This is a genomic window from Microbacterium aurantiacum, assembly GCF_002872075.1.
GTDB classification, from domain to species: Bacteria; Actinomycetota; Actinomycetes; order Actinomycetales; family Microbacteriaceae; genus Microbacterium; species Microbacterium aurantiacum_A.
Genome location: NZ_PGGU01000005.1, coordinates 306572 through 320646, shown reverse-complemented (window position 1 = coordinate 320646; position 14075 = coordinate 306572). Strand labels below are relative to the sequence as shown.

Annotated in this window: 13 protein-coding genes and 1 tRNA gene; 4 read left to right on the top strand and 10 right to left on the bottom strand. The window is 68.5% G+C overall.

Features of this window, described 5'->3' with window-relative positions:
- Positions 1 to 23 precede the first annotated feature (23 nt).
- The 5 genes from CUR96_RS04560 to CUR96_RS04540 are packed head-to-tail and all read right to left on the bottom strand — an operon-like array spanning position 24 to position 4644.
- Positions 24 to 1007 (bottom strand): helix-turn-helix transcriptional regulator, encoded by a 984-nt coding sequence (locus CUR96_RS04560; protein ID WP_102192082.1) that lies wholly within the window; start codon positions 1005 to 1007, stop codon positions 24 to 26.
- On the bottom strand, positions 1004 to 1996 hold the full coding sequence (locus tag CUR96_RS04555; RefSeq protein WP_102192081.1) for a helix-turn-helix transcriptional regulator: 993 nt from the start codon (positions 1994 to 1996) through the stop codon (positions 1004 to 1006). Before CUR96_RS04555 ends, CUR96_RS04560 begins: the two co-directional genes overlap by 4 nt.
- The gene (locus CUR96_RS04550; protein ID WP_102192080.1) at positions 1996 to 2934 is read right to left on the bottom strand and encodes a hypothetical protein; all 939 of its coding nucleotides are present in this window, start codon (positions 2932 to 2934) and stop codon (positions 1996 to 1998) included. Before CUR96_RS04550 ends, CUR96_RS04555 begins: the two co-directional genes overlap by 1 nt.
- Before the next feature lie 10 nt (positions 2935 to 2944).
- On the bottom strand, positions 2945 to 3964 hold the full coding sequence (locus tag CUR96_RS04545; protein WP_102192079.1) for a tRNA (adenine-N1)-methyltransferase: 1020 nt from the start codon (positions 3962 to 3964) through the stop codon (positions 2945 to 2947).
- Positions 3961 to 4644, bottom strand: a complete 684-nt coding sequence (locus CUR96_RS04540; protein ID WP_281255043.1) for an HAD family hydrolase — start codon at positions 4642 to 4644, stop codon at positions 3961 to 3963. Before CUR96_RS04540 ends, CUR96_RS04545 begins: the two co-directional genes overlap by 4 nt.
- Positions 4645 to 4734: 90 nt before the next feature.
- On the opposite strand from CUR96_RS04540, the gene CUR96_RS04535 reads away from it, so the two are divergent.
- Complete coding sequence (locus CUR96_RS04535) at positions 4735 to 5583, top strand: PAC2 family protein (RefSeq protein WP_102192077.1); 849 nt, start codon at positions 4735 to 4737, stop codon at positions 5581 to 5583.
- 42 nt (positions 5584 to 5625) lie between these two features.
- Here CUR96_RS04535 and CUR96_RS04530 read toward each other — a convergent pair whose 3' ends face one another.
- Complete coding sequence (locus CUR96_RS04530; RefSeq protein ID WP_102192076.1) at positions 5626 to 6450, bottom strand: undecaprenyl-diphosphate phosphatase; 825 nt, start codon at positions 6448 to 6450, stop codon at positions 5626 to 5628.
- Between the two features lie 50 nt (positions 6451 to 6500).
- Positions 6501 to 7796: a M20/M25/M40 family metallo-hydrolase gene (locus CUR96_RS04525; protein WP_180968933.1), complete on the bottom strand. Its 1296-nt coding sequence runs from the start codon at positions 7794 to 7796 to the stop codon at positions 6501 to 6503.
- A gap of 111 nt (positions 7797 to 7907) precedes the next feature.
- Between CUR96_RS04525 and CUR96_RS04520 the strand changes: the two genes are divergently transcribed.
- Positions 7908 to 7990: transfer RNA gene (locus CUR96_RS04520), tRNA-Leu, on the top strand.
- Positions 7991 to 8049: 59 nt separating this feature from the next.
- Complete coding sequence (locus CUR96_RS04515; RefSeq protein WP_102192272.1) at positions 8050 to 9117, top strand: PQQ-dependent sugar dehydrogenase; 1068 nt, start codon at positions 8050 to 8052, stop codon at positions 9115 to 9117.
- A gap of 6 nt (positions 9118 to 9123) precedes the next feature.
- Here CUR96_RS04515 and CUR96_RS04510 read toward each other — a convergent pair whose 3' ends face one another.
- Complete coding sequence (locus CUR96_RS04510) at positions 9124 to 10224, bottom strand: VIT1/CCC1 transporter family protein (RefSeq protein WP_102192074.1); 1101 nt, start codon at positions 10222 to 10224, stop codon at positions 9124 to 9126.
- A gap of 197 nt (positions 10225 to 10421) precedes the next feature.
- Positions 10422 to 12164: a DEAD/DEAH box helicase gene (locus tag CUR96_RS04505; protein WP_180968932.1), complete on the bottom strand. Its 1743-nt coding sequence runs from the start codon at positions 12162 to 12164 to the stop codon at positions 10422 to 10424.
- A gap of 125 nt (positions 12165 to 12289) precedes the next feature.
- Between CUR96_RS04505 and CUR96_RS04500 the strand changes: the two genes are divergently transcribed.
- The gene (locus tag CUR96_RS04500; protein WP_102192072.1) at positions 12290 to 13117 is read left to right on the top strand and encodes an SGNH/GDSL hydrolase family protein; all 828 of its coding nucleotides are present in this window, start codon (positions 12290 to 12292) and stop codon (positions 13115 to 13117) included.
- Between the two features lie 111 nt (positions 13118 to 13228).
- Here CUR96_RS04500 and CUR96_RS04495 read toward each other — a convergent pair whose 3' ends face one another.
- Positions 13229 to 14029: a TrmH family RNA methyltransferase gene (locus CUR96_RS04495; RefSeq protein WP_102192071.1), complete on the bottom strand. Its 801-nt coding sequence runs from the start codon at positions 14027 to 14029 to the stop codon at positions 13229 to 13231.
- Between the last annotated feature and the right edge of the window lie 46 nt (positions 14030 to 14075).

Here is a 14075-nt window from a genome sequence, read left to right as displayed (position 1 = left end):
GGTGGTTTCGATCAGTCTAATGGTCATTCGTCGTGCTGCGGATGCCGATACAGCGCGAGTCCCGCTGCCGCCCACTCTCGCGTCGCCGTCCGGGCGATGCTCGGATCCTTGACCTCGAGCGCGCCTCCGAAGCGTGCGGCGATGCGCTTGATCCCGCGCGGATCGGCCATATGCAGCCGCGCTTCTAGGATGCCGTCGCGGGTGGAGACGTTGTCGGCCGACAGGAATCCGCCGAGCAGCGGCGCGAGCCGCTCCGGCAGGACGACACGGACTTCCCGCTCGTCGTCGACGGCCGAGAACGCCTCCGGCACCGAATCGCCCGCGTGCGTGATCGGGATATCGGTCAGCTTCGGGTCGCTGACACGGTCCAGGTGGAAGGTACGCATCGCCTCTCGCATATGACACCAGCCCTGCAGGTACCACTGCGCATTGGTGATCAGGATCTGCACGGGGTCGACCGTGCGCGTCGTCGGCGCGGCATCCGGCGCCTGATAGGTGAAGGAGACGGCAACGCCGTCCTGCACGCCTCGTGCAACGACCTGGCGGACGTCGTCGACCGCGCTCGGGGCGACGACGACCTCTGCCGGCGCATCCGCGGCACCTCGGGAGAGCTTGGAGATGAGCCCGGCGACGAGGCCGGAATCGGAGACCGCCGGCACGGCTGCGACCATCTGGAGGCCCGCCAGCAGGGCTGCGGCCTCTCTCGCCGTGAACCGCGGCACCCTCCGCAGGGCAACGTCGTTGGTGATCTCGATGACGTCCTCCTCATCGAGGAGGTCCCAGTTGATGTCGAACATCTCCTGGGGCTGCTGCCAGTAACCGGAATCCCCGGGAAGCCCGATGACGGTGAGCTTCTCCACCATGCCGCGCATCTCCTGCGGCGACACCCCGAACTCCTCGGCGGCCTCGGCGAGCGAGACCTGACCGTGCTCGAGAAGGTACGGCACCAGCGTCAGGTAGAGGCGCACGCGGTCCGCCGCGAGCAGCGGCTTCGCCTGGGCGCTCATCGCGCCTCCTCCGCATCCGGATGACTTTCGATGACCGCGCGCAGGCGGGTGATGACCGCGTCCCGCAGCGGCGCGGGCTCCACTACTCTGACCTCCGGGCCGTAGGACGCGATCTCGTCGGCGAGGATGTGCAGGTCGACGAACGGCACCCGGATGCCCTGCGGCGCCGCCGTCGCCCGTCGGCCCAGACGCAACGCGGCCTCGGTGCCCGGCGTGACCTCCAGCAGAGCCGTGTTGCGTGCCGCCACACGGTCGAGACCGGCCAGCGCTCGTTCGCCGGCACCATCCCGCAGCCCCGGTGCGAACGTCTCGGACGTGACGGTGACATCGCCGACGATGCGTCCGAGGAGGAACATCCGATCGGCGTCGGCATCGACGTCGATGCCGAAGACGTGCCACCGAGCCTCGTAGTCGACCAGCGCGAGAGGACGGATTCGGCGCCGGCGCGGAGCATCCTCCCCCGGCTTGAGGTAGTCGAAGACGACCACCCTGCACTTCTCGATCGCTTCCTGCAGAGGCGCGAAGCCGGCGTCGCGTGCGGTGATCCGCGGAGCGAATCCGATGATCGGCTCGTCTCCGTCGATTCCGAGCGCACGGATCTTGCGCACGCCGGCCTGCGCATCCGCCGAAACGGATTCAGAACTCCACACGCTGCCGGCCAGCCGCAGCACCGCCAGCTCGGCCGGGCTGAACTCGATGTCGCCCGGCAGGTCGTATTCCGCCTGCGGTATGCGATAGCGGGCCTCGCGGAGGTCGTTGGGATCCGACGGATCACCGATCGTCTCGATCGGGACGCCGAGGGTCCGCAGTTCGTCCTTGTCGCGCTCGAACATCTTCTCGAGCGCATCCGCGCGCGTGCCGGCGTCGGCGCGCTGCCGGTAGCCGGAGACGTTGTCGAGGATCTGCTGCTTGGTGAGCCCGATCTCCGTGGCCATCAACGCCACGACGAGATTCGTCAGGCGCTCCTCCGCGGGAATCCGGGCGGCCATCATTGCGTCGGAGCCGCGGTGACGCCCAGCACGTCGACGACGACCGCGATCGCGGGGGAACCCTCGCCGGCTGCGGGGAGCACGACCATCACCTGCGAGCCGACCGGCTGGCCGACGAGCGCGTCGGCCACGGGAGCGGCGATGTCGCGAAGCTGTGCGCTCGGCTTGTCACCCCAGGTGGTCTGCAGGATCTGCTTGTCATCCCAGCCGATCGCCGTGAAGTTCACCAGCGGAGTCTGCTCGGCTGTCAGAGGCTCGCCGTCGCCCTTGATGAGCGTCTGCACGGTCTGCTTCTCCGGAGCTGCGGTGTCCGGGATGATGATGCCGGGCGTTCCGTCTGCGGCGCGAACCACGGTCGGCAGGCCACGGGCGTCGTTGAACTGGAGGGCGCCCTCCGCCTTGGGCAGGAAAGCGTCGACGACGTCGATCACGAAGATCGCCGTGTCGTCATCGGCCAGGCCCAGTCCCTCGAGATTGGCCGGTCCGAAATCCTCAGGCGTCAGGGCGGCGAGAACTCGCGACTCGGCCGTGACGCACTTCAGCACGTCGCCCAGACCCGGCGAACGCTCCGCCCAGTCGTCGATGCTCATCGCCGGTGCGGCCGCCTTCGGGTCGTAGCCGGTGGCGAACACCTGCTTCCCGGTCTCGCCGCTGTAGATCGAGAGTTCGAGGTTCATCGCCTGCTGGCCGGTCACGACCGCACGGCCGTCGCCGATGGCCAGGTCGGTGAACGAGGTCTTCTTCACGTGAACCGGCGAGAACACCTCGACCTGGGGCTCCTCGCCCACTTCGCCTTCGACGGTCACAGCCTCGTCGATGCCGCTCGCGGAAGCCGTCCGATCGCAGGACGCTCCGCTGAAGGTCGGCGCCGCAGCGCACCCGGTCAGGGCGAGGACGGCAAGGCTGAGGGTGGCCAGAGCGGCGGACGTTTTACGCACGCGCTCAAGTCTATTCCGTCGTCTGCTCGGTTTCGCGCGATGCCGTCGCAAGACGCGCCCCGTCGGCCGCCTTCGCGGCTTCCCTGGCCCGCTTGCGCAGGTTCTTGTCCGTGATCTCGCGATCGCCGACCGCGCCGGGCGTCCACTGCTCGACGTCGGCGTCGCCGTAGCTGGACTTCGACGCACGGCGCTTGACGGAGGGGGCCACCGCTCCCGGTGCCAGGCGGCGGGCGGTGAGCAGGAATCCCGTGTGCGCGACCATCCGGTGGTCGGGACGGACGGCGAGTCCCTCGACATGCCAGCCGCGGACCATCGTCTCGGAGGCGTCCGGATCGGTGAACAGTCCGGTGCCCCGGATGTACTCGGCGACACGGGAGAGCTGCGTCGCGGTCGCGACGTAGCAGAGCACGACTCCCCCGGGAGTGAGCGCGTCGGCCACCGCATCCATGCACTCCCACGGAGCGAGCATGTCGAGCACGACGCGATCGACGCTCCCCGACGGCTGTTCCACTGGAAGGGCTTCGGTCAGATCGCCGACGACGACGCGCCAGGTGTCGGGGGTGCCGCCGAAGAACGTCGCGACGTTGCCTTTGGCGACCTCGGCGAAGTCCTCTCGGCGCTCGAAGGAGACGAGCTTTCCGACCGGACCCACCGCACGCAGCAGCGAGAGCGAGAGCGCCCCCGAACCCACGCCGGCCTCCACCACGGTGGCGCCGGGGAAGATATCGGCTTGCATCACGATCTGCGCGGCATCCTTCGGATACACGATCGCCGCACCGCGGGGCATCGACATCGCGAAATCCTTGAGCAGCGGACGGAGCGCGAGGTATTCGTGCTCGGAGCTGTTCGCGACCACGGAGCCGTCTGGCAGGCCGATGAGGTCACGATGGCGCAGGACGCCGTGGTGGGTGTGGAGTTCGCCGTCCTCCTTCAGGGTGACGGTGTGCAGACGGCCCTTGGGACCGGTGAGCTGAACGCGATCACCCTCGCGGAACGGTCCACTGGGGCGCTGGGCGCTCGCTTCGGTCATCGGGTGACTCCTGTCATCGCGGTCATCCGGCCGAAGAGATCGACCAGGTCGGCTGCACGACGCTCATGCAGCGTCGGCCAGAGTTCGTGAGCACCGAGGTCGTCGAGCGACACGATGTGCGGCACGCCGAGCGCCACCGCGCCCGACGCGATCCCGGACCGCAGCCCCGTCGGCGAGTCCTCGATGACGACGGCGCGGGCGATCTCGATGCCGAGAAGCTCGGCAGCGCGCAGATACGGCTCCGGGTGCGGCTTCGGCTGCTCGACGTCATCACCGGCGACCACGATGTCGAAGGCGTCGAAATCGATGAGCTCGACGACGCTGAGCGCCATCCGCCGCAGCGACATCGTCACCAATCCCGTGGAGATGTTCGCTTCCTTCAGGTCGCGGAGCAGCTCGCGGGCTCCGGGCCGGAACGGCACTCCGTTGACCCGCAACGACTCCTGCACCTCATCGGTGAGGAAGGAGATGATGGCCGCAGGAGTCATGTCGACTCCCGCGTTCTGCAGGATCACGGCGCTGTCGTGCAGTCCGTTGCCGACCAGCTGAAGCGCGTCCGTGTGGGTCCAGGTCCCGCCGTACGACTCGACCAGTGCCGTCTCCGCCGCCATCCAGTACGGTTCGGTGTCGACGAGTGTTCCGTCCATGTCCCACAGGACTGCCTCGGGCTGTCTGATCACTGAACCATGCTAGTCGCGGTGCACCCCGGTGCCCGCCGACGCCGACTAGCCTGGAGTGATACCCGTCCACGACCTCGAAGGGAGACCCCGATGGATGTTCTCGGTTCGCGCATCATCATCACTGCCTTCGACGGCTGGAACGATGCGGGCGAGGCCGCCAGCGGTGCAATCGAGGCTCTGCGCTCGATGACCGACTACGACCTCGTGCACTCGATCGACCCTGAGCTGTACTTCGACTACCAGTACACGCGCCCGGCGACGAGGATGGACGCGGAGGGACGCAGGCAGCTGCGCTGGCCGGAAGCCGGTCTCTGGCGCCCGCGCGATCCCGGCGACGGTCCCGAGTTCTGGCTGCTGACCGGCGTCGAGCCCGCACGCACCTGGCAGGCGTTCGCCAGCGAGTTCATCGACGTCGCGCTGCGCGACGACGTCAGCGGTCTGGTGACGCTCGGCGCCATGCTGTCCGACGTTCCGCACACCCGCCCGATCTCGATCTTCGCATCCAGTCAGAACGAGCAGGTGCGCGAAGCCCACGGCCTGGAACGCTCCCTCTACGAGGGTCCGGTGGGCATCCTCAGCGTCTTCGAGCACTTCGCCGAGCATGCCGGGATCCCCACGGCCAGCCTCTGGGCGAGTGTCCCCCACTATGTCGCCACGGCCACACCCTCGCCGAAGGTCACTCTCGCGCTGCTCGACCGGCTCGAGGAGCTCGCCGGCGTCGATGTGCCACGGGATCATCTGCGCACCGAAGCGGCGGCATGGGAGGCCTCCATAGACGCAGCAGCCGCCGAGGATGAGGACATGGCCGAGTACATCCGCCAACTCGAGCGCACCCGCGACACGTGGGACTCCCCCGATGCCTCCGGTGACGCGATCGCGCAGGCGTTCGAGCGCTACCTCCGTCGGCGCGGCGACGGACCGGGCGACTTCAAGCGCTGAGACGCTCTGAAGGGCTCGGCGGATCGCCGAGCCCTTCGAGCATCAGGCCGCGATCACTCCCGTGCCGAGCAGGATCAGAAGGACGACGCCGAGCAGGATGCGGTAGATCACGAACGGCAGGAAGCTGTGCTTCGAGATCCAGTTCATGAAGAACGCGATCACGCCGAGCGCGACGACGAACGCGATACCGGTCGCGGCCAGAGTGTCGCCCATCGAGAAGATCGACGGCTCGTCCCAGCTCTTGAACAGCTGATAGAAGCCGCTGCCGAACACGGCCGGGATCGCCAGCAGGAACGCGTAGCGAGCGGCGGCGGCGCGCTCGTAGCCGAGGAACAGCCCGATCGTGATCGTGCCACCTGAGCGGGACACGCCCGGTACCAGGGAGAGCGACTGGGCGAGCCCGAACGCGATGCCGTGCGGGACCGTGAGATCGTCGAGCTTGCGTCGCTTCGCTCCGACGTGGTCCGCGATTCCGAGCAGGATGCCGAAGACGATGAGCATGATCGCAACCAGCCAGAGCGAGCGGAAGACGGTCTCGATCTGGTCCTGGAAGAGCAGTCCGAGCACCACGATCGGGATGCTTCCGATGATGATCAGCCAGCCCATCCGCGCGTCCGGGTCGTTTCGGGGAACCTTCCCAGCGAGGGAGCGGAACCACTGGGAGACGATCCGCACGATGTCGCGCCAGAAGAAGACGACGACCGCAGCCTCGGTGCCGATCTGGGTGATCGCGGTGAATGCGGCCCCCGGGTCCTCGCCGGACGGCAGGAACGTCCCGAGGATGCGCAGATGCGCGCTGGAGGAGATCGGCAGGAACTCGGTGAGTCCCTGGACGATGCCGAGGATGAGCGCTTCGAGCAGGTGCATGGAGGGGCCTTCTGGGGTTCGTGGGGCGGCGCAGGTGCAGTGATGCGCGCTCAGTAGTGGCGCAGCAGATCGGTCAGCACCTGCTGGCCGAAGACAAGCGATTCTACGGGCACGCGCTCGTCGACTCCGTGGAACATCCCGGTGAAGTCGAGATCGGCCGGCAGGCGGAGCGGAGCGAAGCCGTATCCGGTGATGCCGAGATAGGACAGCGCCTTGTTGTCGGTGCCCGCGCCCAGGAGGTACGGGATGACGGGGACGCCGGGGTCGTGCCGGCCCAGGCTCGCGACCATCGCCTCGACCAGGGGACCAGCGAACGGCGTCTCCATGCCGATGTCGCGGACCACCGTCTCGATGGTGATCTCCTCGCCCACGATCTCCTGCAGCTGCGCGAGCACGTCATCCTCGGTACCCGGGATCACGCGCACGTCGATGAGGGCCTCTGCCCGCTCCGGTATGACGTTGTGCTTGTACCCGGCGGTGAGCACGGTCGGATTCGTGGTCGTGCGGAACGTGGAGCGCAGGAAGGCTTCGGCGGGGCCGGCGGCCGCGGCCAGAGCATCCGGATCGTCCACCGGCCGGCCGCTCAAGGCGCTGAGCCCATCCAGCAGCGCCTCTGTGGTGGCAGTGAGCCGGATCGGCCAGCGGGTGCGTCCGATTGCCGCAACGGCCTCGGCGAGCTTGGTGACGGCGTTGTCCTCGTGCAGCCTGCTGCCGTGCCCGGCCCGCCCCCTGGCGACGAGGCGGATCCAGATGAGCGCCTTCTCGCCGACCTGCAGAAGGTACGCGCGCCGGTCATCGACCGTGATCGAGTACCCGCCGACCTCGCTGATCGCCTCGGTCGCCCCGGCGAACCACTCGGGACGGTTCTGCACGACGAGCGCCGAACCCTCGACCCCGCCGTTCTCCTCGTCGGCGAAGAAGGCGAGCACCAGATCGCGCTCCGGCTGCTCTCCGGCGCGGAGGATGTCGGCGACCGAGGTGAGGATCATCGCGTTCATGTTCTTCATGTCGACCGCTCCGCGGCCCCACAGCATGCCGTCCTGCACGATTCCGGCGAAGGGGTCGACGCTCCAGTCCTCCGCCATCGCCGGAACGACGTCGAGGTGGCCGTGCACGACCAGCGCCGGCTTCGACCGGTCACGCCCGGGAACCCGAGCCATGACGTTGGTGCGCCGCGGGATCGGCTCGTAGTATTCCGGCGTCAATCCGAGCGATTCCAGGTAGGCGCCGACGTACTCGGCCGCCTCCCGCTCCCCCTTCGCATTGCCACCTCCGAAGTTCGAGGTGTCGATGCGGATCAGTTCGCTCGCGATGCGGACGACCTCGGGGAGGGATGGATCGATCATGCCTCCCAGGCTATCGAAACGGCGTGCCACGCCCGGGCGCCGGCTCGGTTCGAACAGCCTCACGGATCGTGCTAGTCTCATTCTTCGGTCGGCAACGATCATCCAAAACCTGCGCGGGTGGCGGAATGGTAGACGCGCTGCGTTGAGGTCGCAGTGCCCGCAAGGGCGTGGGGGTTCAAGTCCCCCTCCGCGCACAGAACGAAGATGGCCCCCGAGAGGGGGCCTTCTTCGTATCAGGGTGATCGGAGTCGCCATGTCAGGACCGGAACGCGGGATGCTCTCCCTCCTCGTCGCGTCAGCCGTGCTTCTCGCAGGGTGCGCGCAGCCGGATCCGCCCCGGAACCCGGGATCCTCTGCTGCCCCGGATCCGACCGGGGCGACCACCCCGACCGTCATCGCATCCGGGCTCGACGCGCCGTGGTCCGTCGTCTTCGCCGGCGACGCGACGATCGTGAGCGAACGCGACACGGGGATCGTTCGCGAGCTGCTGCTGGACGGCTCGACACGCGAGCTGGGCGCGGTCGGCGGGGTCCTCGCCCGAGGCGAAGGGGGGCTGCTCGGGCTCGCCGTCGGCGACGCCTTCCTCTACGCGTACTCGACCTCCAGCGACGGCAATCGTATCCAGCGTTTCGAGCTCGAAGGCGAGACCGGATCTTTGGCGCTCGGCGCCGCAGAGAACGTGATCGACGGGCTGCCCTCGGCCGGCAATCACAACGGCGGCAGGATCGCCTTCGGCCCCGACGGGATGCTGTACGCCACCGTCGGCGATGCCGGAGATCCGGCCAGTGCACAGGATCTCGACAGCCTCGGCGGGAAGATCCTGCGACTCATGCCGGACGGCCGCATCCCGGAGGACAACCCCTTCCCCGGCTCGCCGGTGTTCAGCTACGGCCACCGCAATCCGCAGGGCATCGCGTGGTCCGAGGACGGCACGATGTACGCGTCCGAGTTCGGGCAGGACACCTGGGATGAGCTGAACCTCATCAGCGGCGGAGAGAACTACGGCTGGCCGGACGTCGAGGGCATCTCCGGCGACCCCGGCTACGTCGATCCCGTGCAGCAGTGGGCGCCGGCCGATGCCAGCCCGAGCGGCATCGCGATCCGCGACGGGATGCTCTACATCGCGAATCTGCGCGGTGAGCGCCTCCGCGTCGTGCCCCTGGACGATCCGTCGACCTCGTCGGAGACGCTCGTCGGCGCATACGGCCGGCTGCGCGACGTCGCAGTGGCGCCGGACGGCAGCATCCGGATACTGACGAACAACACCGACGGGCGCGGGGATGCCGGTCCGGATGACGACCGGTTGCTGCGACTCGACTGAGCGCGATCAGACCGCGCCGACCCCGAAGACCAGGCCGAGCACATAGGTGACGGCAGCCGCGCCGAACCCGATCGCGAGCTGGCGGAGCGCACGTCGCAACGGCGGACCTCCGGAGAGGATGCCGACCATCGCGCCCGTCGACAGGAGGGCGATCCCGACGAGCACCAGCGCCACGACGACGGCGGTCGTGCCCTGCAATCCGAAAAGCCACGGCAACACCGGAATGATCGCCCCCGAGGCGAACAGCAGGAAGCTGGAGATCGCCGCAGTCCAGTCGCCGCCGACGATCTCATGGTCATCGGACGCGCCGTGGACGCGCACCGGACCGGTGGTCGACCGGCGCACGCCTTCCTGCGCGGCCGTGACGATCCGGCGCGCGCGTGCCAGCGCCTCCTCCTGGGCCATACCCCGCGCGCGGTAGACCAGCGCGAGCTCGTTCTCGTCGATGTCGAGGTCGGCCGCGGCATCCGCTGCGTCCTCGTTCGCCTCCGTCGACGCGAGGAGCTCCCGCTGGGAACGCACCGAGACGAACTCGCCGGCGCCCATCGACAACGCGCCGGCGAGGAGACCGGCGATGCCGCTGAAGAGCACGAAACCCGAACTCACGCCGGTCGCGCCGATGCCGAGCACCAGGGCGAGGTTGCTGACCAGGCCGTCGTTCGCCCCGAAGACGGCGGCGCGGAACGATCCGGACAGTCGTCGCCGACCGCGCGCCGCGAGACCGCGGACGACTTCGTAGTGGACCTTCTCGTCGGCGCGCATCGCCGGAGTCGCATACTGCTCGGAGTCGTAGGGTGAGCGCGCCTCGGCGCTCTGCGCCAGCGCGAGGACGAAGATCGATCCGAAACGTCCGGCCATCCACCCGAGCATCCGCGAGCGCACACCGGCGCGCGGAAGACGAGCGGGTTCGCCGCCGAGAAGATCGAGCCAGTGCTGCTCGTGGCGACGCTCGGCGTCGGCGAGGCTGAGCAGGATCAGCTGTTCCTCGCCGGTGCGGCTCGCGGCGAGCTTCTGATAGACGAGCCCCTCCGCGCGCTCCTCCACGAGGTAGCGGGCCCAGCGTCGACGGTCGGCTGCGGTCGGCTCGGCGGCAGCGGGCGCGGTCATGGAACCTCCAGGTCGATGGGCAACCGTTCCACGCTATCCGCGTGATGGCGCCGAAGAAGGCCCGGCGCCCGGATTGCCAGCATTTCGGGCATCCGAACCCTTCGTGCCCACGCCCACTCCGGACATCGCTGCGCGCTGCCCGGAGTCTCGGGGCGCGTGGGCCCGGCTCAGGGACCACCCGCAGCCCGAAGCGGATGCTACGAACGCACTCGCTTGCGCAGCACGTCGATGCGCGACTGCAACTGCGTCACGGTCGCCTGGGCCACGGCGGGGCCGCCGCAGATGCGCCGCAGTTCGGCATGGACGGCACCGTGCGGTTCGCCGGCCTGGCGCGCATAGAGCCCGACCAGGCTGTTCAGCAGCTGACGCTGCTCCCGCAGAGTACGGTGCAACGGGGCAGGCAGCGTGGTCGTCGCGGTGGGCTCCGTATTCGCCTCGCGTGTTTCGCGCAGCCTCGACTGCCGCGCCTGGCGCTGCATCAGCAGCTCGTGCACATGCTCCGGCTCGAGAAGTCCCGGGAACCCGATGAACTCCTCCTCCTCGGGGGTGCCGGGTTCTGCGAGCTGGCCGAACTCATCGCCGTCGAATACGACGCGGTCGAAGTGCGCGACCGATGAGATCGCCTTGTAGCTGAACTCCTGAGTCAGTGCGTCCGAGACCTCTTCCTCGCGATTCGCACTTTCCAGGAGCGAGTCGTCGAGGCCATCCTCGTCCTTGCTCTGACGGTCCAGCGCGTGATCGCGCTGCTTCTCCATCTCGTTGGCGAGCCCCATCAGCACGGGCACGTTCGGGAGGAAGACGCTCGCGGCCTCACCGCGCCGCCGGGCACGCACGAAACGTCCGATCGCCTGTGCGAAGAACAGCGGCGTCGACGACGACGTCGCGTACACGCCCACGGCGAGGCGTGGCACATCCACGCCCTCCGACACCATCCGCACCGCGACCATCCAGCGATCGGTGCTCGCGCTGAACTTCTCGATGCGTTCCGAGGCCGTCGCATCATCGGAGAGGACGACCGTCGGATGCTGACGGGTGATGCTGTGCAGGATCTTCGCGTAGGCCCGCGCAACGGTCTGATCCGTTGCGAGCACCAGCCCGCCGGCATCCGGCACGTGATGGCGGATCTCGGTGAGGCGCCGGTCGGCGGCCGACAGCACCGCCGGCATCCAGTCGCCCTCCGGATCGAGAGCGGTCCGCCACGCCTGAGAGGTGACGTCCTTCGTGTTGTCCTGGCCGAGATGGGTCTCGAGTTCGTCGCCCGCACTCGTGCGCCAGCGCATCTTGCCCGCGTACATGTGGAACAGCACCGGCCGCACCACTCCGTCGGCGAGAGCGCGCCCGTACCCGTAGCGGTAGTCGGTGCTGGAGACGCGCGCACCGGACTCGTCCGGCAGGTACTCGACGAACGGGATCGGAGCGGTGTCGCTGCGGAACGGCGTTCCGGACAGCAGCAGACGACGCTTTGCCGGGCCGTAGGCGTCGCGGATCGCATCACCCCAGCTCAGCGCGTCGCCGCCGTGATGCACCTCGTCGAGGATCACGAGTGTCTTCGCGTCTTCGGTGAGGTGGCGGTGCACGGATGACTTCGCCGCGACCTGGGCATAGGTGACGACGGCGCCGTGATAGTGCCGTGCCGGCGCCCAGTGGCTGTTCTTGAAGCGCGGATCGAGCCGGATGTGAACGCGTGCCGCAGCATCCGCCCACTGGGTCTTCAGGTGCTCGGTCGGCGCGACGACGATGATCCGGTCGATGTCACCCAGGCGCAGCAGCTCGACGGCGAGAGTCAGAGCGAAGGTGGTCTTGCCTGCGCCCGGGGTCGCCGCGACCAGGAAGTCGCGCTGATCGGCCTGAAAATAGGCGTCCAGGGCTTCCCGCTGCCAGGCGCGGAGCTTGTCGGCCGTCCCCCAGGGGGCGCGCTGGGGAAAGGACGGAGAAAGCATCGACTCCACGATAATCGCTGTCCCTGACATTCCTTGCGCGCACTCCCCCGGCGACGGTGAGAGGTAGGCTCGGTCACTGCGCCGTGGCCACCGCCGGACGGCGTTCGTTCGCGAAGGAGAGCTGGATGACCGACCAGGATTCGACTCGGACCTCACGCCTCGACAACGAGACGGTCCACCCGTGGCGACGTTTCGTCGCCGTCGGCGATTCGTTCACCGAGGGCATCGGCGACCCCGATCCGGCCGCCCCGGGCGGCCACCGCGGGTGGGCCGACCGCGTCGCGGCGGTGCTCGCTCAGCAGGTCGACGACTTCGCATACGCGAACCTCGCGGTGCGCGGCAAGCTGATCGCGCAGATCGTCGCCGATCAGATCGAACCGGCCGTCGCTCTGCGCCCGGACCTCGTGTCGATCTGTGCAGGAGGGAACGACGTCATCCGGCCCGGCACCGATCCGGATGCCATCGCCGCACAGCTGGAGGATGCGGTCAGCCGCCTCGCTTCGACGGGCGCCTCCGTGCTGCTGTTCACCGGTATCGACACGGGGTTCACGCCGGTGTTCCGACCGTTCCGCGGAAAGGTCGCGATCTACAACGAGAACGTGCGCGCGATCGCCGATCGGCACGATTGCATCGTCGCCGATCAGTGGGCGCTCAAGGTCGTGCAGGATCTGCGCTTCTTCGACGACGATCGTCTGCACTACAACGCGCTCGGGCACCACGAGGTGGCGCGGATGGCGCTGCGCGCGCTGAACGTGCCGAACGATCTCACGGCCATGCAGCCGGAGGCGATCCCGATGCGCACCTGGCGCGAGGCCCGTGCCGAAGACCTCGGCTGGGCTCGCGAGCACCTCGTGCCGTGGGTGCTCCGCCGCATCCGCCATCAGTCGTCCGGCGACAACGTCGCCGCCAAGCGCCCCGACCCGGCGCCGATCTTCTGGCCGGAAACCGACTAGAGGTCAGGGCCGCCGGGCGTTGCCGCACCAAACGACATCGTCCGCGTGAAGCGACACGCCACACGTGGTGTCTCGTGCAGAATGCATGGGTTCGTAGTGACGGAGGGCCGCTCAGCGCGAGAGCGCCCACAGGGCGACGGCCGCCGCCGAGGCGACATTGAGGGAGTCCACTCCCCCGGTCATCGGGATCGTGACGATCGTGTCGGCGACCTCCAGGGCACGGGCCGAAAGCCCATGGCCCTCCGACCCCATCACCAGCGCCACACGACGAGGGCGATTCGCTGCATAGGCGTCGAGCGTCACCGCATCGTCGCTCAGCGCGAGCGCCGCGAGTTCAAAACCGGACGCGTGCAGCTCTTCCGCCGCGTCATCCCACTCGCCGAGCCGCGTCCACGGCACCTGGAAGACCGTGCCCATGCTCACGCGCACACTTCGGCGGTACAGCGGATCGCTGCACCGCGGGGTCACCAGGACGGCGTCTGCGCCGAGGCCAGCAGCTGCACGGAAAGCGGCGCCGACGTTCGTGTGATCCGCGAGGTCATCCAGGATCAGGACCAGCGAGGCGTCTTTCACGACCTCGGAGACCGCCGGGAGCACAGGTCGGTGCATGGATGCGATGGCACCGCGGTGCACCGCGAAACCGGTGACGTTCTCCGCCACATCGTCCGGCACCACGTAGACGGGCACCGGTGCGTCCCCCAGGATCTTCCGGATGTCGTCGACCCGGCGCTCCTGCACCAGGACGGACCGCGGGCGATGCCCGGCGGCACACGCACGAGCGATGACCGTAGCCGATTCTGCGATGTACAGTCCGCCCGCGGGTTCCACAATGCGACGCAGAGCGACGTCCGTCAGCGAACGGTAGTCGTCGAGACGCGGGTCGTCCGCGGTGTCGACGTGCACGAGTTCCATAGGGGTCCAGCCTGACACGTCCCGCGGGCATCGTAGAATCAGTCGT

Coding starts and splice junctions, on each gene's coding strand:
- CUR96_RS04560 (WP_102192082.1), bottom strand. CDS start 1,007: ATGAGCGCCCAGGCGAAGCCGCTGCTCGCGGCGGACCGCGTGCGCCTC.
- CUR96_RS04555 (WP_102192081.1), bottom strand. CDS start 1,996: ATGGCCGCCCGGATTCCCGCGGAGGAGCGCCTGACGAATCTCGTCGTG.
- CUR96_RS04545 (WP_102192079.1), bottom strand. CDS start 3,964: ATGACCGAAGCGAGCGCCCAGCGCCCCAGTGGACCGTTCCGCGAGGGT.
- CUR96_RS04535 (WP_102192077.1), top strand. CDS start 4,735: ATGGATGTTCTCGGTTCGCGCATCATCATCACTGCCTTCGACGGCTGG.
- CUR96_RS04530 (WP_102192076.1), bottom strand. CDS start 6,450: ATGCACCTGCTCGAAGCGCTCATCCTCGGCATCGTCCAGGGACTCACC.
- CUR96_RS04525 (WP_180968933.1), bottom strand. CDS start 7,796: ATGATCGATCCATCCCTCCCCGAGGTCGTCCGCATCGCGAGCGAACTG.
- CUR96_RS04515 (WP_102192272.1), top strand. CDS start 8,050: ATGTCAGGACCGGAACGCGGGATGCTCTCCCTCCTCGTCGCGTCAGCC.
- CUR96_RS04510 (WP_102192074.1), bottom strand. CDS start 10,224: ATGACCGCGCCCGCTGCCGCCGAGCCGACCGCAGCCGACCGTCGACGC.
- CUR96_RS04505 (WP_180968932.1), bottom strand. CDS start 12,164: ATGCTTTCTCCGTCCTTTCCCCAGCGCGCCCCCTGGGGGACGGCCGAC.
- CUR96_RS04500 (WP_102192072.1), top strand. CDS start 12,290: ATGACCGACCAGGATTCGACTCGGACCTCACGCCTCGACAACGAGACG.
- CUR96_RS04495 (WP_102192071.1), bottom strand. CDS start 14,029: ATGGAACTCGTGCACGTCGACACCGCGGACGACCCGCGTCTCGACGAC.